Annotated in this window: 14 protein-coding genes and 1 other RNA gene; 10 read left to right on the forward strand and 5 right to left on the reverse strand. The window is 73.1% G+C overall.

The window, feature by feature from the left end; all coding sequences use genetic code 11:
* Positions 1 to 20: 20 nt before the first annotated feature.
* Complete coding sequence (locus tag ADJ73_RS09245; protein WP_050348036.1) at positions 21 to 3,407, reverse strand: pyruvate carboxylase; 3,387 nt, start codon at positions 3,405 to 3,407, stop codon at positions 21 to 23.
* A gap of 104 nt (positions 3,408 to 3,511) precedes the next feature.
* On the opposite strand from ADJ73_RS09245, the gene ADJ73_RS09250 reads away from it, so the two are divergent.
* Entirely contained in the window at positions 3,512 to 4,798 is a 1,287-nt protein-coding gene (locus ADJ73_RS09250; RefSeq protein WP_050348037.1) for an MFS transporter, read from the forward strand.
* Here ADJ73_RS09250 and ADJ73_RS09255 read toward each other — a convergent pair.
* Complete coding sequence (locus tag ADJ73_RS09255) at positions 4,702 to 6,504, reverse strand: 3-ketosteroid-delta-1-dehydrogenase (protein ID WP_082176873.1); 1,803 nt, start codon at positions 6,502 to 6,504, stop codon at positions 4,702 to 4,704. The two genes, ADJ73_RS09250 and ADJ73_RS09255, sit on opposite strands and share 97 nt — an antisense overlap.
* A gap of 152 nt (positions 6,505 to 6,656) precedes the next feature.
* Here ADJ73_RS09255 and ADJ73_RS09260 point away from each other — a divergent pair, with 152 nt between their 5' ends.
* Together ADJ73_RS09260 and ADJ73_RS09265 are read left to right on the forward strand one after the other, a co-directional pair.
* Positions 6,657 to 7,706, forward strand: coding sequence for a 3-hydroxyisobutyryl-CoA hydrolase (locus tag ADJ73_RS09260; RefSeq protein ID WP_050348038.1), 1,050 nt, complete (start codon positions 6,657 to 6,659; stop codon positions 7,704 to 7,706).
* Between the two features lie 127 nt (positions 7,707 to 7,833).
* Positions 7,834 to 8,247, forward strand: a complete 414-nt coding sequence (locus tag ADJ73_RS09265; protein ID WP_050348039.1) for a hypothetical protein — start codon at positions 7,834 to 7,836, stop codon at positions 8,245 to 8,247.
* Between the two features lie 30 nt (positions 8,248 to 8,277).
* Here ADJ73_RS09265 and ADJ73_RS09270 read toward each other — a convergent pair whose 3' ends face one another.
* Positions 8,278 to 9,204, reverse strand: coding sequence for an isoaspartyl peptidase/L-asparaginase family protein (locus ADJ73_RS09270; RefSeq protein ID WP_050348040.1), 927 nt, complete (start codon positions 9,202 to 9,204; stop codon positions 8,278 to 8,280).
* A gap of 111 nt (positions 9,205 to 9,315) precedes the next feature.
* Between ADJ73_RS09270 and ADJ73_RS09275 the strand changes: the two genes are divergently transcribed.
* The gene (locus ADJ73_RS09275) at positions 9,316 to 10,185 is read left to right on the forward strand and encodes a hypothetical protein (protein ID WP_050348041.1); all 870 of its coding nucleotides are present in this window, start codon (positions 9,316 to 9,318) and stop codon (positions 10,183 to 10,185) included.
* Between the two features lie 115 nt (positions 10,186 to 10,300).
* Positions 10,301 to 10,666, forward strand: a transfer-messenger RNA (tmRNA) gene (ssrA, locus tag ADJ73_RS16655).
* Between the two features lie 111 nt (positions 10,667 to 10,777).
* Here the strand turns inward: ssrA and trxA are convergent.
* Both trxA and ADJ73_RS17830 read right to left on the reverse strand, forming a co-directional pair.
* On the reverse strand, positions 10,778 to 11,212 hold the full coding sequence (gene trxA, locus ADJ73_RS09280; RefSeq protein WP_050348042.1) for a thioredoxin: 435 nt from the start codon (positions 11,210 to 11,212) through the stop codon (positions 10,778 to 10,780).
* Positions 11,213 to 11,555: 343 nt separating this feature from the next.
* Positions 11,556 to 12,347, reverse strand: coding sequence for a hypothetical protein (locus ADJ73_RS17830; RefSeq protein WP_367379580.1), 792 nt, complete (start codon positions 12,345 to 12,347; stop codon positions 11,556 to 11,558).
* On the opposite strand from ADJ73_RS17830, the gene ADJ73_RS09285 reads away from it, so the two are divergent.
* From ADJ73_RS09285 to ADJ73_RS09305, 5 genes are all read left to right on the forward strand, one after another.
* Positions 12,315 to 13,742 (forward strand): DEAD/DEAH box helicase, encoded by a 1,428-nt coding sequence (locus ADJ73_RS09285; protein ID WP_367379581.1) that lies wholly within the window; start codon positions 12,315 to 12,317, stop codon positions 13,740 to 13,742. The genes ADJ73_RS17830 and ADJ73_RS09285 overlap by 33 nt on opposite strands.
* 107 nt (positions 13,743 to 13,849) lie before the next feature.
* On the forward strand, positions 13,850 to 14,410 hold the full coding sequence (locus ADJ73_RS09290) for a YqgE/AlgH family protein (protein ID WP_050348044.1): 561 nt from the start codon (positions 13,850 to 13,852) through the stop codon (positions 14,408 to 14,410).
* A 50-nt stretch (positions 14,411 to 14,460) separates the two neighbouring features.
* The gene (locus tag ADJ73_RS09295) at positions 14,461 to 14,766 is read left to right on the forward strand and encodes a DUF3039 domain-containing protein (protein ID WP_050348045.1); all 306 of its coding nucleotides are present in this window, start codon (positions 14,461 to 14,463) and stop codon (positions 14,764 to 14,766) included.
* Positions 14,767 to 14,890: 124 nt separating this feature from the next.
* Positions 14,891 to 15,262, forward strand: coding sequence for a hypothetical protein (locus ADJ73_RS09300; protein WP_050348046.1), 372 nt, complete (start codon positions 14,891 to 14,893; stop codon positions 15,260 to 15,262).
* A gap of 126 nt (positions 15,263 to 15,388) precedes the next feature.
* The gene (locus ADJ73_RS09305) at positions 15,389 to 17,143 is read left to right on the forward strand and encodes a DEAD/DEAH box helicase (protein WP_050348047.1); all 1,755 of its coding nucleotides are present in this window, start codon (positions 15,389 to 15,391) and stop codon (positions 17,141 to 17,143) included.
* The last annotated feature ends 95 nt before the right edge of the window (positions 17,144 to 17,238 follow it).

Consider the following 17,238-nt stretch of genomic DNA (forward strand, 5'->3'; position numbering starts at 1 on the left):
GGTGACCTACCTCGGGTAGGTCACTCGACGACGAGGAGGAGGTCGCCGCCCTCCACCGCCTGGGTCGCGCCGATCGCCAGGCGCGCGACGCGGCCGCCGACGGGGGTCGTGATGGCGGCCTCCATCTTCATGGCCTCGATCGTGGCGACCTGGTCCCCGGCGGCCACCTCGTCGCCCTCGGCGACCGCCAGCGTCACCACCCCGGCGAAGGGCGCGGGGACCTGCCCGGGCACCGAGGTGTCGGCCCGCTCCGCCTGGGCGACGTTGGACCTCACCGACTCGTCCCGGACCTCGATGGTGCGCATCTGGCCGTTGATGGTGCACATGACGTTGCGCATCCCGCGGGCGTCGGCGTCGCCGATGGCGGTGAGCCCGAGCAGCAGCGTCTTGCCGCGCTCCATCTGCACCTCGTGCTCCTCGCCGACCGCGAGGCCGTGCAGGAACTCCCGGGTGTTGAGCACGGACAGGTCGCTGAAGGCGTCCCGCGCGGCGAGGAACTCCTTGGTCGGGCCGGGGAAGAGCAGCCGGTTGAGCGTCATCCGCGGCTCGTCCGCCAGGGCCTGCTCGTCGTCGGCCGACAGCTCGGTCTCCACGGGCCGGGTGCGCCGGCCTTCCAGCGCCTTGGTCCGGAACGGCTCCGGCCAGCCGCCGGGCGGGGTGCCGAGGTCGCCGTTGAGGAAGCCGATCACCGAGTCGGGGATGTCGAACCGCTGCGGGTCGGCCTCGAACGCCGCCGGGTCGGCCCCGGCTCCCACCAGCGCCAGCGCCAGGTCCCCGACCACCTTGGACGACGGCGTCACCTTGACGATGTTGCCGAGGATGTCGTTGGCGGCGGCATACATGTCCTCGATGGCCTCGAACCGGTCGCCGAGGCCGAGCGCGATGGCCTGCTGGCGCAGGTTGGACAGCTGCCCGCCGGGGATCTCGTGGGTGTAGACGCGACCGGTCGGGCCGGCGAGCCCGGACTCGAAGGGGCCGTAGAGCCGCCGGATGGCCTCCCAGTAGGGCTCGAGGTCCATGACGGCGTCCAGGTCGAGGCCCGTCGCGCGGTCGGTGCCGTCGGTGGCCGCGACCAGCGCGGACATCGACACCTGGGAGGTGGTGCCCGCCATCGAGGCGGCCGCGACGTCGACCGCGTCGACCCCGGCGGAGATGGCCGCGAGCAGCGTCGCGAGCTGGCCGCCCGCGGTGTCGTGGGTGTGCAGGTGCACCGGCAGGTCGAATCGCTCCCGCAGCGCCTGCACCAGCCGGGCGGCGGCCGGGGCCCGCAGGAGGCCCGCCATGTCCTTGATGCCGAGCACGTGCGCCCCGGCGTCTACCAGCTGCTCGGCGAGCCGCAGGTAGTAGTCGAGGGTGTAGAGCTCCTCGCGCGGGTCGAGCATGTTGCCGGTGTAGCAGAGCGCGGCCTCGGCGACGGCGTGGTCGGTCCCGCGGACCGCCTCGATGGCGGGACGCATCTGGTCCACGTTGTTGAGCGCGTCGAAGATCCGGAAGACGTCCACGCCGGTGCGCGCCGCCTCGGCGACGAAGGCGTTGGTCACCGACAGCGGGTAGGGCGTGTACCCCACCGTGTTGCGGCCGCGCAGCAGCATCTGGATCGGCAGGTTGGGCATCGCCTCGTGCAGCTGCCCGAGCCGCTCCCACGGGTCCTCGTGCAGGAAGCGCAGCGCCACGTCGTAGGTCGCGCCGCCCCACGCCTCGACCGAGATCAGCTGGGGCAGCATGCGGGCCACGTATGGCGCCACGTGCAGCATGTCTCGCGTCCGCACCCGCGTGGCGAGCAGCGACTGGTGGGCGTCCCGGAAGGTCGTGTCCGTCACGGCCACCGGCTCCTGGTCGCGCAACGCCCGGGCCCAGCCCTCGGGGCCCAGGTCCAGGAGGCGCTGCCGGGACCCGGCGGGCGGGTCGGCGCGCCATACGTCCTCGGAGAGGTGCGGGAGCTTCTCGCGGGCCGAGCGCTCGGTGCGCTGCGGTCCGTGGGGCTGGTTGACGGTGATGCCGGCCAGGTAGGTGAGCAGCTTGGTGCCGCGGTCGGCGGGCATCCGGTTGTCGAAGAGCGAGGGCCGCTCGTCGATGAAGCTCGTCGTGATCCGCCCCGCGATGAAGTCGGGGTCGCTGATCAGCGACTCGAGGAAGGTGATGTTGGTGGAGATCCCGCGGATCCGGAACTCCTGCAGCGCCCGCTGCGCCCGCTGCACCGCGGTGCGGAAGTCCCGGCCGCGGCAGGTCAGCTTGACCAGCATCGAGTCGAAGTGGGCGCCGACCTCGGCGCCGTCGAAGACCGTGCCGCCGTCGAGGCGCACGCCCGCACCGCCGGGGGAGCGGTAGACCATGATCCGCCCGGTGTCGGGCCGGAAGCCGTTGGCGGGGTCCTCCGTGGTGATGCGGCACTGCAGCGCCGCCCCGCGCAGCCGGACGGTGTCCTGCGACAGCCCCAGCTCGGCCAGGGTCTCCCCGGCCGCGATCCGCAGCTGGCTGGAGACGAGGTCGACGTCGGTGACCTCCTCGGTGACGGTGTGCTCGACCTGGATGCGGGGGTTCATCTCGATGAAGACGTAGCGCCCGTCCGGCCCGAGCAGGAACTCCACCGTCCCGGCGTTGACGTAGCCGATCTGCCGCGCGAACCGCACCGCGTCCGCGCACATCCGGTCGCGCAGCTCGGGGTCGAGGTTGGGGGCGGGGGCGACCTCGACGACCTTCTGGTGACGGCGCTGCACCGAGCAGTCCCGCTCGAAGAGGTGCATGACCTCCCCGGTCTTGTCGGCGAGGATCTGGACCTCGATGTGCCGCGGGTCGACCACGGCCTCCTCGAGGTACATCCGGTCGTCGCCGAAGGCGCTCGCCGCCTCCCGCTGCGCCTCCTCGATCGCGGCCCGCAACCGGTCGGCCGAGGCCACGCGCCGCATCCCGCGGCCACCGCCGCCGCTCACCGCCTTGACGAAGAGCGGGAACCCGATCTCCTCCGACGCCGCGACCAGGGTGTCCACGTCGTTGCTGGGCTCGGAGTCCCGCAGCGTGGGCAGCCCGGCGTCCTGCGCCGCGTGGATGGCGCGCGCCTTGTTGCCCGTCAGCTCCAGCACGGTGTGCGCCGGGCCGACGAAGGTGATGCCCTCCTCCTCGCAGCGCTGGGCGAGGTCGGGGTTCTCCGACAGGAAGCCGTAGCCCGGGTAGATCGCGTCGGCCCCCGCCTCCCTGGCGGCGGTGATGATGCCCTCCACGTCGAGGTAGGCCCGCACCGGGTGCCCCTCCTCGCCGATCTGGTAGGACTCGTCGGCCTTGAGGCGGTACTCCGCCTTGCGGTCCTCGTAGGGGAACACGGCGACGGTCGTGATGCCGAGCTCCGTGGCGGCGCGGAACGCGCGAACGGCGATCTCTCCACGGTTGGCGACGAGGACCTTGCGGAACATGAGGGACTCCGATCGGGCGGCAGGCTCGAGGGATCCCAGGCTAGGGAGCCCCCGGCCGGTTCGCGCGCTGAGTCCGTATGCCGGTAGCCGGGTAGGTTCGGGGGGTGACGATCGACGCCGAGCGCTACCAGCCGGGGCAGGGTGAGCGCAGCGACCTGCAGCGCCGCACCGTCCGGACCCTCGCCGTGACCAACGCCGTCGGCGGCGTCGGCGTGACGACGGGCATCACGGTGGCCACGCTGCTGGCCGCCGACGTCTCGGGCCGGGAGTCCCTGGCCGGGCTGAGCCAGACCGCCCAGGTCGCGGGGACGGCGGTGGCGGCATACGTGCTGTCGCGGATCATGGGCGCGCGCGGCCGGCGCGTGGGCCTCGCGATCGGCTACCTGGTCGGGGGTGTGGGCGCGCTGCTGTGCGTGCTGGCCGGTGTCCTGCGCAGCTTCCCGCTGCTGCTGGTGGCCGCCGCGCTCTTCGGCTCGGGCAGCGCGTCCAACTCCCAGTCCCGTTTTGCAGCAACCGATCTCGCGCTGGACGAGCACCGGGGTCGGGACCTGTCGATGGTCGTGTGGGCCACGACCATCGGCGCGGTGCTCGGCCCCAACCTCGCCGACGTGGGCGGGACCCTGGCGACGGCGCTGGGGCTGCCGGCGCTCACCGGCGCCTTCCTCATCACGGCGCTGGCGCTCGCCGTCACCATCGCCCTCGTCCAGCTGCTGCTGCGCCCCGACCCGCTGCTCGTCGCCCGCGCCGCTGCCGAGCACCAGCGCCGGACCGCCCCGCCCGGGGGCACCCGGCACGACGACGTCAGCGCGTGGCAGGTGCTGCGCACGCACCCCACCGTCGCCGCGTGCGTGGTCGCCATCGCGCTCGCGCACACGGTCATGGTGTCGGTGATGATCATGACGCCCATCCACATGCGGCACGGCGACGCCAGCGTGCGCCTCATCGGCCTCACGATCAGCGGCCACATCCTCGGCATGTACGCCTTCTCCCCGCTGGTCGGCCGGCTCGCCGACCGGCTGGGGGCCTGGGCGGTCATGCTGCTGGGCGCGGCCGTCGAGGCGGCCTCGATCGTGGTGGCGGCGACCTCCCACGCCGGGGCGTCGTGGCTGCTCGGCGCGGCCCTCTTCGGCCTCGGGCTGGGGTGGTCCTTCGCCCTGATCGGGGCGTCCTCGGCGCTGGTCGGCGCGACCCCGCTGCCCGCCCGGGCCCCCGTGCAGGGCCTGTCGGACCTCGTGATGGGCTTCACCGCAGCGGCTGGCGGCGGCCTGGCCGGGCTGATCGTGGGGTGGCACGGCTACCCGGCGCTGGCGCTGTCCTGCCTGCCGGCCGCCGCGGTCGTGGGGGTGTGCGCGCTGCTGGTGCGACGCGCCACGCGGCTGCCGATCACGTAGCCGTAGACGAGGCCCTGCCCGATGGTCGCGCCGGCCCCGGGGTAGCAGCGCCCGAAGACGTTGGCCGCCGTGTTGCCGATGGCGTAGAGCCCGGCGACCACCGAGCCGTCCGCGCGCAGCACCCGCCCCTGGCCGTCGGCGACCAGTCCGCCGCAGGTGCCGAGGTCGGACAGCACCATCCGCAGGGCGTAGAGCCGCCCGGCGAGGGGCCGCAGGCAGGGGTTGGGGGTGACCGTCGGGTCGCCGTAGTAGCGGTCGTAGGCGCTGTTGCCCCGGCCGAAGTCGCTGTCGACCCCGAGGCCGGCCTGCTGGTTGAAGCGGGACAGCGCCTGCTCGAACCCGTCCTCCGGCACGCCCATGGCGCGGGCCAGGCCGCGCGGGTCGTCGGCCTGCACGGCGATGCCCGCGTCCAGCCACGCGGCAGGCAGGGGTATCCGGGGGAAGGCCACGCCCGCGAGGACATAGCTGTTGCGGTAGGTCTGGTCCATGACCAGCCACATCTCCTGGGCGCGGCCGTGCGAGGCCCGCAGCTCGAGGACGCGCTGGCCGAAGGTCATGTAGTCCGTCGCCTCGTCGATGAACCGGTCGCCGGTCTGGTCCACGATCAGGGAGCCGGGCAGGGAGCGCTCGGCGAGCAGGATCTGCGGCTCGCCGCCGGGCAGCGGCGCCCCGGCGGGGAACCACCAGGCCTGGTCCATGAGCGCCGTGTCCGCGCCCAGGGCGCGGCCGAGCTCGATGCCGTCGCCGAGGTTGCCCTCGCTGCCGAGCGAGTGGTCGTCGGTGAGCGTCTCGGAGATGTGCTCCCGGCGCCACGCCACCGCGTGGTCGAAGCCGCCGGTCGCGAGCACCACGCCGGCGCGCGCGGTGACCCGCACCTGTCGGCCGTCCTGCTCGACCAGCGCGCCGGTGACCCGGCTGGCGCTCCCGCCATCGGCGCCCGCCGCGCCGTCCGCCGAGCCGTCGGCCTCCGGCCCGGCCAGCAGCTCGACCACCTCGGTGCGCGTCCACACCGGCACACCGGCCCTCCGCAGCCCCGCAAGCATGCCGGCCGCGAGGGCCTGGCCGCCGGCGGCATACTCACGACCCACGGCGAGGCCGCCGAGGCCCTCGACCAGGCGACGCGCGATCCGCGGCGCGGCCTTGGTGGGTACCCGCGTCATGAGGTTGAACCACTTGTAGTCCGCACCCGTCACCGGCATGGGGATGGGCGCCTCCAGCGGCGCGGGACGGAACCGGGAGCGGTCCTCGCCGAGGCTGCGCAGGTCGAACGGCCGTGCCTCGCAGGTGCGCCCGACCGCCGAGCCCCCCGGCTCCTCCGGGTGGTAGTCGGCGTAACCCTTGGCCCAGAAGAACCGCAGCGGGGTGGTCCGCTCGAGCATCGCGACGGCGGACGGCCCCTCCTGCAGGTAGGTCCGACGCCGCTCGGGCGCGGCGTCGTCGCCCACCAGCGCGTCCAGGTAGGTCGCCGCGCCCTGCGGGTCCCGCTGGGCGCCCTCGCGCTCGAGCACCGGGTTGTCCGGCACCCAGAACGCGCCGCCGGACCGGGCCGTGGAGCCGCCGACGTACGCCGTCTTCTCCACGACGAGCACGTCCAGGCCCCGCTCGGCCGCGGCCAGGGCTGCCGCCATCCCCGTCCCGGACCCGACGACGAGCAGGTCGACGATGGTGTCCTCGGCCCGTGGGTCGGCTGCCGGTTGGTCGCTCATGTGATGGTCCGGTCCTCTCGTGAGTCCCCTCGCCGGGTCCTCTCGCCGGGTCCCCGCACCGATGCGGTGGCCTCCCTCCCGACGCTAGCGGAGGCGCGATAGGTTCGGGGAGGACTCACCGTCGATCACCACCCCTGCGCAGGAGGGTTCGTATGCCGCTGGAAGCCCCCACCACCGCCCTGCCGCGCCCCGGTCACACCGACGAGGTGCTCTACGAGCGCCGCGGCACCCTCGGCCGGATCCTGCTCAACCGCCCCAGGGCGATCAACTCGCTCACCACCCCGATGGTCGACTCCGCGCTGGAGCAGCTGCAGGACTGGGCCGAGGACGACGAGGTCGTCAGCGTCAGCATCGAGGGGGTCGGCCCCAAGGGGCTGTGCGCCGGCGGCGACATGCGGGCGGCGCGCGAGGCCACGCTGCAGGGCCGCGACGACGCGATCGTCTTCTGGGATCACGAGTACCGCCTCGACGCCGCGATCGCGGCCTACCCCAAGCCCTACGTCGCGTTCATGGACGGCATCGTCATGGGCGGGGGAGTCGGGGTGTCGGCGCACGGGTCGCTGCGGCTGGCCACCGAGCGGACGCGGCTCGCCATGCCGGAGACCGCGATCGGGTTCTTCCCCGACGTGGCGGGGTGCTGGTGGCTGGCCAAGGCGCCGGGCGAGATCGGCCCCTACCTGGCCATGAGCGGGACGTCCATCACCGGGGCGGACGCCGTGGCAACGGGATTCGCCGACGCCCTGATCTCCTCCGACGAGATCCCCTCGCTCCTGGACCGGCTCGCGGCGGGGGAGCGGCTCGACCCCACGGTCGGCGACACGGCTCCCGCGAGTCCGCTGATGGCGCAACGAGACTGGATCGACCCGTGCTTCGCCGGGGACGACGCCGCCATCATCCTCGCGCGGCTCGAGCGGCACGACGGTGACGAGGCCCGCGAGTGCGCGGCCGTCATACGCACGAAGTCCCCGCTGTCCGTCGCCGTCGCGCTGGAGGCGGTGCGCCGGGCCTCCCGGATGCGCAGCGTCCGGGAGGTGCTGCAGCAGGACCGCGTGCTGGGGCGTCACTTCTGGGAGCGTTCCGACATGCCCGAGGGCGTGCGGGTCGTCCTCGTCGACAAGGGCAAGGGCGCGCCGCCGCAGTGGCTCTGGGATCACGTCGAGGACGTCCCCCACGACGTCGTGCAGAGCATGTTCGTGCGATGACCCTGCTAGGTTGACGGCGTGATCCGACCGGCATAGAGGCCCCAGCGCCACCCGCCCCCCGGGGTGGGCGGCCCGTCGCGCCCACTGCCCTCGGCCGCTGCGCGGCCCGCCCCATCGGAGTCACCTCATGTCCGGCACCACCCGTGCCGGGAGCTACCGCACCCTCCTCGCCGACCCGGTCGTCGCCCGCACCTTCGCGCTCGCCCTGGTCGGGCGACTGGGGTATGCCGTGCTCCCGCTCACCTTCCTCTTCACCGTCCGCCAGTCCACCGGCAGCTTCGCGGCGGCGGCCACCGCGATGGCGGTCTTCGGCTCGACCACGATGGTCATGCCGCTGCAGGCGCGCCTCGCCGACCGCCACGGTCAACGCGTCGTGCTCTCGTGGGTCGCAGCAGGATTCGTCATCATGCTGGCATCGGCCGTCGGCGTCGCAGCGACGGCCGGGGCGGTCTCGCCGGCGGCCTGGATCGCCGTCGCCGTCCTCTTCGGCCTTGCCCGGCGGGGGCACGGATTGGTCGGCGGCGGATCCAGCGGCGGGTGAGCGCCTCTCGACCGCCGAGGGCCGCCCGCCTCAGCCGATCGCGGTGACCGCGCCCGCGCCGACGTCGTGGCCGCGGTACATCCCCGGCGAGTTGAAGGCGAGGACCACCTCGCCCGCCGGCGTCACGGCGATCAGCCCACCGTCAGCGCCGCGCGCCCCCACGAGCTCATCGATGGTCTCGCGCACCGACGTCGCGAGATCCTTTGCGCCCCAACGGATCCGGCTGTGGATCTCGTGGGCGACGGCCCCCCGCACGAAGAGCTCGCCCTGCCCCGTGCACGACACCGCCACCGTCGTGTCGTCGGCCCACGTCCCGCAGCCCACCAGCGGCGTGTCCCCGACCCGTCCCGGCAGCTGCGCGGTGATCCCGCCGGTCGACGTCGCGGCGGCGACCCGACCGGTCGCATCGCGGGCGACCGCCCCGACCGTGCCGTGCTTGTACTCCAGGAACGAGTCGGTCTCGCGCAGCATCCGCAGCCGCGCCTCGGTGACGTAGTAGTCGGTGTCGACCACGTCCAGCCCCCACCGCTCCAGCAGCGAGCGCGAGGGCGCCGCCATCAGCACGTGGTCGGTCTGCTCCATGACCGCGCGCGCCGCCATGACGGGGTTGCGCGGACCGTTGGCGCAGGTCACCGCTCCGGCGCGGGAGTCGCCCGTCATCACGCAGGCGTCCAGCTCGGCCGTCCCCTCCACCGTCAGTGCTGCGCCCCGCCCCGCGTTGAAGCACTCGCTGTCCTCCAGCACCCGCACGCTCGCGCACACTGCGTCGAGGGCCGCGCCCCCCGCGTCGAGCACGCGCCGTCCGGCTCGGACCGCCTCCTCGAGCGCGGCGGTGGCGGCCGCCGCCTGCTCGGGGGACAGGGACGCGGGGTCGACGCCGGCGCCCCCGTGGATCGCGATGGCCGGTCCGTCGCCGGCCGGCAGGTGGGTGAGCTGGACAGGAGGCTGCGGCGTCATACGGCCATTGTCGTATGACGACACCGCCGCCCCCACGAGGTCTCGCCACCGCAAGAACTTGCCACCGCCTGGCCACGCAGCGTTCACGCGAGGCGGCTAGCGTCCGCGGTCATGCGCCACCGCACCCGGCTGTCCGCCGCCACCCTCGCCCTGGTCACCGCCCTCCTGACGGGTGTCGCGGTCCTGGCCCCCGCCGCCAGCGCTGCCGTCGCCCGCCCGACCAGCACGGACGCGACGCCGCTCGACAACGCCCACGCCCACAACGACTACCTCCACCAACGCCCGCTGCTGGACGCACTCGACCAGGGCTTCACCAGCGTCGAGGCGGACGTGTGGCTCGTCGATGGCCGGCTGTGCCTCGGCCACGACTACCCGGACTGCCGGCGCACCCTGGAGAGCGCCTACCTCGCGCCGCTGGAGCAGCGGGTGGCCGCGCGCGGCGGGTCGGTCTACCGCGGGTGGCGCGGCCCCTTCCAGCTGCTGATCGACGTGAAGTCGGACGGCCCGACCACCTGGCCCGTCATCGAGCAGGCCCTCGCCGCGCACCCCCGGCTCATGACGCACTGGAGCGGCGGCACCCGCACGCCGGGCGCCGTGATGGCGGTCATCTCCGGCAAGCGCAGCCTCACCCAGATCGCCGCGGCGCCGACGCGCTGGTCGGCCTACGACGGGGACCTCACCGACCTCGGCAAGGGCCTCTCGCCCGAGCTGATGCCCATGGTCAGCGGCGACTGGTGGGCCACGTTCTACTGGCGCGGCGGCTACCCGATCCCTGCCGACCAGCGCGCCAAGCTGCAGGGCTACGCCGACCAGGCGCGCGCCGGGGGCCACACGCTGCGGTTCTACGGCACGCCGGACCTGACCGACCCCGTGACCCTCGCCAAGCGGCGCCGGGTCTGGGACGCCGAGCTCGCCGCCGGCGTCCGCTGGCTCAACAGCGACGACCTGCCCGGCCTCGCCGCCTACCTGCGGGCCGGCTGACGCCGGGAATCCCGGTGGAGCCCGCCGCGTTGAGCCAGGTAGACTCCCGAGTCTGACCTGGGCCCCGGCGCAGGTCGTCCTTTGACAAGTCCACAGCGTGACGTGCTCGCTCCATGGGGGTGATCGGTTTCGACGTTGGTCGATCTACCAGGGGAAGCGGGCCGAGGATGCTGAGTTGTCTCGTTAACGCCCTCAGCAAGCCAATAGGTGCCAATTCCAAGCGCACCGACTTCGCCCTCGCCGCCTGAGCGAGCTCGAAGTCTGTCGACCTAGGCCTGATCTCGTCCTAGTGCTCGGCATCAGCTAGAGATCTGGCTGCGCGCCGGTGTCGGGACGGCGCGTGGGACTCCTTCTCGACTGGGCCTGTCAGGGGACGTGTGCGCGCGAGCTCTGGGGCCGAGAAAATCCTTTGCGCACTGCGCCCGGAGAAGCCCTGGTGCGTCGTCAGCGGACGCGGGTTCGATTCCCGCCACCTCCACCAGATCAGCAGCACGTCACGCTGTGGCCCGTCAACGGTCCGCGACCCCCGCCTCGTGCGTCGAGGCGGGGGTCGCGGGCGTCATACGGGCTCGTATGCCGACGGGCCCTGCGGTCAGACCGAGGGGATGTCCGCCGGCCCGGTGCCGGTCTGGCCTTGCTGCGGCTGCTGGGCCTGGGCCTCGGCCGCGGCGAGCTGCTGGGCGTACTCCACCTTGACCTGCTCCATGTCCAAGCCCTTGATCTGGGTGATCAGGTCCTCCAGCGCGTTGGCCGGGAGCGCGCCCGGCTGCATGAGCAGCGGGATGCCCTCGCGGAAGGCCATGACGGTGGGGATCGAGGTGATCTGCAGCATCCCGGCGAGCTGCTGCTCGGCCTCGGTGTCGATCTTGCCGAAGACCACGTCGGGGTGCTTCTCGGACGCGGCCTCGAAGACCGGCGCGAACTGCTTGCACGGGCCGCACCAGTCGGCCCAGAAGTCGTAGAGGACGATGTCGTTGTCCTGGATGGTCGACTCGAAGGTCGCTTCCGTGATCTGACGAGTGGTCATGACTCGTGCAACGAGGCGGGCCGGACGAGGATTCCCGAGCGGCGCGAGGGGGACCGAGGGGGTCCGGACGCCTGGTAGACTGGTCGCACAGTCTCGCCATGAGCAGCCCGCGTCGCCGGTGCTGCGGCGCGCGGTCCCGGCAAGGTCCGGAGGAGCCGCAGGGGCATGAAGGTCCCCGAGAGTTTTTCCCGGCCGCTCAGCAGGAGCGGCCCACGAGAGGCGAGACGACGCCGGCGGCAAACCGTCGACCGGCCCGACCGGGCTCCACGTGCGAGCCTGAGGCTCGCCTTCTCCGTTGCCCTCGCCAGGTGGCTCGAAGCGTGCCTACCACCAGCAGGGACATCTAAACATGAAGAACACCTCCTCCTCCGGCGCGCCCAAGAAGGCCCGCTGGAGCACCGCCAAGAAGGTCGAGGCCCGTCGCGGCCCGACCAAGCCCCACCGCGGCCAGTCGGTCCGCGGCTCCGACGGCCCCTCCCGCCCGCGTCGCGACGAGCGTGCGTATGACGCGCCCCGCGGCCCCCGTCGCGAGGACAACCGCGGCGGCTACGACCGGCTGCGTTTCGAGCGGGACGATCGCCCGCGTCGTGAGTTCGACCGTCCGCGTGGGGAGTTCCGTCGTGACGAGCGTCCGCGTTTCGAGCGCGACGACCGCCCGCGTCGGGACTTCGACCGCAGCGACCGTCCGCGTGGGGAGTTCCGTCGTGACGAGCGTCCGCGTTTCGAGCGCGACGACCGCCCGCGTCGGGACTTCGACCGCAGCGACCGTCCGCGCGGGGAGTTCCGTCGTGACGAGCGTCCGCGTTTCGAGCGCGACGACCGCCCGCGTCGGGACTTCGACCGCAGCGACCGTCCGCGTGGGGAGTTCCGTCGTGACGAGCGTCCGCGTTTCGAGCGCGACGACCGCCCGCGTCGGGACTTCGACCGCAGCGACCGTCCGCGTCGCGACTTCGACCGCAGCGACCGTCCGCGTCGCGACTTCGACCGCCCGCGCGGTGAGTTCCGTCGGGACGACCGTCGAGGTGGCTACCGCGACGGCCGCACCGGCTTCGAGCGCGACGACCGTCGCCGCACCTGGACCGACCGCGACGAGCGCGAGGCTATGGGCCTGTCGACCGGAGGCGCCCCCGAGCACGCGCCGGTCGAGGTGGCCGCGGACAACGGCTTCGCCGCGCTGGGCCTGCCGGCCCCCGTCGTGGAGCGGCTCGCTCGCGACGGCATCACCGACCCCTTCCCGATCCAGGCGGCGACCATCCCCGACGCCCTGGCCGGGCGGGACGTGCTCGGCCGAGGCCAGACCGGCTCGGGCAAGACCCTGAGCTTCGGGCTGCCGCTGATCGCCCGCCTCGCGGACGGCGGCAAGGCCGAGGCCGGCGTGGTGCGCTCGATCATCCTGGTGCCCACCCGTGAGCTGGCGCAGCAGGTCAGCGACGCGCTGCAGCCCCTGGTCCACGTGATGGGGCTGCGCCACAAGCTGGTCGCAGGCGGCATGCCCTACCCGCCGCAGATCATGGCGCTGGAGAAGGGCCTGGACGTCCTCGTCGCGACCCCCGGGCGCCTCAAGGACCTGATCGATCGCGGTGCCGCCGACCTGTCCCAGGTCGAGGTGGCCGTGCTGGACGAGGCCGACCACATGGCCGAGATGGGCTTCCTCGAGGCCATCACCGAGATCCTCGACCTGATCCCGGCCGGCGGCCAGCGGCTGCTCTTCTCCGCGACGCTGGACCGCGGGATCGACACGGTGGTCGAGCGATACCTCGTCGACCCCGTCACGCACGAGACCGACCCGGGCACCGCCAGCGTCGACACGATGGACCACCACGTGCTCCTCGTCGAGCCGATGCACAAGAAGGTCATCACCGCCGAGGTCGCCAACCGCAGCGGCCGCACCGTGGTCTTCGTCCGCACCAAGCTGGGCGCCGACCGCGTGGCGCTGCAGCTGCGCGAGCAGGGCGTCTTCGCCGCGGCGCTGCACGGCGGCCTGTCCCAGGTCCAGCGCAACCGCGTCCTCACCGGCTTCAAGGAGGGCACCCTGCCCGTCCTGGTCGCCACCGACGTCGCCGCCCGCGGCATCCACGTCGACGACGTCTCCGTGGTCCTGCAGGTCGACCCGCCGGCCGACCACAAGGACTACCTGCACCGGTCGGGCCGCACCGCCCGCGCCGGCGAGCGGGGCACCGTCGTCACCCTCGCCCTGCCGCACCAGCGCCGCCAGATGGAGCGACTCGTCGAGCAGGCCGGGGTCGACGTCAAGCCGATCCGGACGGCCCCCGGCGACCCCGTGCTCTACGACGGCGTCGGCGCCCGGACCCCCTCCGGCGAGCCCGTCGAGGAGGGGCGCTACCGCCGCCTCGTCGAGGGTGAGCCGCGCCCGGCCCGCACCTTCCGGCGCGGCGGACCGCGGCACCAGCCGCACGGCCACCGTGGGGACCGCAGCTTCCGCGGCGACCGGAGCCCCCGTGGCGACCGGAGCCCCCGTGGCGACCGCGGCGAGCGTTCCTACGGCGGCGGCCGCCGCCGCGACGGCTGACCCTCAGCCGCAGCGCCGGTCGACACCCGGCAGGAGCGGGCGTCCTCTCGTCGAGAGAGGGCGCCCGCTCTCGGCATACGGGCAGGTCGCTCGGGCACAATGGCAGGGTGCAGACCACGGACCTGACCGGACGGCTCCTCGCGGCCACCCCAGCCATCACCGAGGGTGTCTTCGAGCGGGCGGTCCTGCTGGTGCTGCACCACGGGGAGGACGGCGCGCAGGCCGTCGTGCTCAACAAGCCCGTCGACGCCACGGTCGACACGGTCCTGGACGGGTGGCAGGAGCACGTGAGCGCCCCGTCGGTCCTCTTCCAGGGTGGCCCGGTGGGCCTGGACTCCGCGCTCGGGGTCGTGGGGCTGCCCGGGGTGCCGACCGAGGTGCGCGGCGTGCAGCGGCTCTTCCGGGGCGTGGGGGTCGTCGACCTGGACACCCCGGCGGAGCTGGTGATGAGCGAGGCCAGCGGGGTGCGCATCTTCGCGGGCTATTCCGGCTGGAGCGCCGGTCAGCTCGAGGCCGAGCTGCGGGAGCACACGTGGTACACCCTCGACCTGGAGCCGACGGACCTCTTCACCGACGAGCCCGACACGCTGTGGCACCGCGTGCTGCGCCGCCAGCCGGGGCGGCTCGCGCTGGCGGCCTACTACCCCGACGACGAGGACTACAACTGAGGCGGTGCAGGCGTCGGCAGGGCGCGGCGCGGGTGCCTAGACTGGCGCGCATGAGCCAGGGATACCCCGAGATGCCGCCGGACCCGTTCGCCGAGCCGGGGGGCCCGGGCACCCAGACCGCGGTGCTCGAGCGGGAGCAGGTCGAGGAGCGGCTGCAGGAGCCGGGCGACAAGGAGCGGTTCTCCCACTACGTGCGCAAGGAGAAGATCCTGGAGAGCGCGATGACCGGCGAGCCCGTCGTCGCGCTCTGCGGCAAGATCTGGGTGCCGGGGCGCGACCCGCAGCGCTTCCCTGTCTGCCCGATCTGCAAGGAGATCTACGAGGGGCTGCGCGCCCCCCAGGACGGCCAGGACTAGCAGTAGATTTCACCCGAATGACTGGTTTAAGTCACAGCGCGTGATATTTCTGGCGGGGATGCCCGTACCCTGAGTGATAGGGAGTGCACGGGGCACTCCTCACAACCTGAAAGGGATCCTCCTCATGCGCCACGTGACCCGCGCCGCTGCTGCGGTCGCTCTCTCCGCCGTCGCTGTCCTGGCCGGTGGCTCTGCACACGCCGTCACCAAGGGTGGCACCATCAAGCTGGAGTCGGCGACGCCGGACCGCACCATCAAGATCGAGTCGCTGCAGGCCGACCGCACGATCAAGATCGAGTCGCTGCAGGCCGACCGCACGATCAAGATCGAGTCGCTGCAGGCCGACCGCACCATCAAGCTGGAGTCGGCGACGCCGGACCGCACGATCAAGATCGAGTCGCTGCAGGCCGACCGCACGATCAAGATCGAGTCGCTGCAGGCCGACCGCACCATCAAGATCGAGTCGGCTGGGGCCGACACGATCAAGCTCGACTGACGACCCCAGCCCGAGCAGCCGGCTGGCCCGTCTCCCGTCCGGGAGGCGGGCCACCTGGCTGCCCAGGCTGTCAAGCACTGCGCCCCGGCATGTTGACCGCCGAAACCGTCTACCCTGCTAGTCGCCATGAGTACCTCCGCTGCCGAGCACCTGTCACCAGCCTTCCCCGAGCGAGCAGCGTGGGGGACTGCCGGCAAGCTCCGGGCCTGGCAGGCCGAGGCGCTGCAGCGATACCTCGAGGACCGGCCGCGCGACTTCCTGGCGGTGGCCACGCCGGGGGCAGGCAAGACGACATACGCGCTGCGCGTGGCGACCGAGCTGCTGCGGCGGGGAGCGGTGCGCCGGGTGACCGTCGTGGCGCCGACCGAGCACCTCAAGGTCCAGTGGGCCGACGCCGCGGCCCGGGTCGGCATCCAGCTGGACCCGACCTTCACCAACGCGGCCGGCACGCACAACAAGGCGTTCGACGGCGTGGCGCTGACCTACGCGCAGGTGGCCTCCAAGCCGCTGCTGCACCGCGCCCGCACCGAGGCCGCACCGACCCTGGTGATCCTCGACGAGATCCACCACGGCGGCGACAACAAGTCCTGGGGCGAGGCGATCCGGGACGCCTTCGAGCCGGCGGCGCGGCGACTCGCCCTGACCGGCACCCCCTTCCGCTCCGACACCAACCCAATCCCGTTCGTGCGCTACGAGGAGGGCGCCGACGGCATCCGGCGCTCCGCCTCCGACTACTCCTACGGCTACGCCGAGGCGCTGCGCGACGGCGTGGTGCGGCCCGTGCTGTTCATGGCGTATGGCGGGGCGATGCGCTGGCGGACCCGCGCCGGTGACGAGCTGGCGGCCCGCCTCGGGGAGCCGCTCACCAAGGACCTCACGGCCCACGCCTGGCGCACCGCGCTGTCCCCCCAGGGGGAGTGGATCCCGGCGGTGCTGCGCGCCGCCGACAAGCGCCTGACCGAGGTGCGCCGCCACGTGCCCGATGCCGGCGGCCTGGTCATCGCCACCAACCAGACCAACGCCCGCGCCTACGCAAAGATCCTGCACGAGCTGACCGGCGAGAAGCCCACCGTCGTGCTCTCCGACGACGCCGGCGCCTCCAAGCGCATCGAGACCTACTCCGGGTCCACCGACCGCTGGCTCGTGGCCGTGCGCATGGTCTCCGAGGGGGTGGACGTGCCACGGCTCGCCGTCGGCGTCTACGCGACCTCGACGTCGACGCCGCTGTTCTTCGCGCAGGCCGTCGGCCGCTTCGTGCGGGCCCGCAAGCGCGGCGAGGTGGCGTCGGTCTTCCTGCCCTCCGTCCCGCTGCTCCTCGAGCACGCCGCCCGGCTGGAGGACGAGCGCGACCACGCCCTCGACCGCCCCAAGAAGGCCGGCGAGGAGGAGTCGCTGTGGTCCGAGGAGGACGGCCTGGTCGAGGCCGCCAACCGCTCCGAGCAGGCCAGCGACGAGCTGGACGCGAAGTTCGAGGCCCTCGAGTCCGACGCGGAGTTCGACCACGTGCTCTTCGACGCCGAGCAGTTCGGCCTGGTCGCCGACGTCGGCTCCGAGGAGGAGGACGGTTATCTCGGGCTGCCCGGGCTGCTCGAGCCCGACCAGATGGCGCACCTGCTGCGGGAGCGCCAGAGCCGGCAGAAGCCCAACGCGCGGGCCCGCGAGCGCCACGAGGAGGTCTCGGCCCACCGGGCCCTGCAGGCCCAGCGCAAGGAGCTCAACAAGCTGGTGTCGGCCTACGCCCGCAAGACCGGGACCAAGCACGCCATCGTGCACTCCGAGCTGCGGCAGGTGTGTGGCGGACCCGCGCTGGACCAGGCGTCCCAGGAGCAGGTCGGGGCGCGGATCGACAAGATCCGCAACTGGTTCGTCGGCCGCCGCTGACCCCTCGAGGCCATCGACGCACGTCGTGGCCGCTGACCCACGTCACGGCCGCTGACCCACGTCGCCGTCGCTGACCCACGTCGCCGCCAGGGGCG

This window comes from Arsenicicoccus sp. oral taxon 190 (assembly GCF_001189535.1).
Taxonomy (GTDB): domain Bacteria; phylum Actinomycetota; class Actinomycetes; order Actinomycetales; family Dermatophilaceae; genus Arsenicicoccus.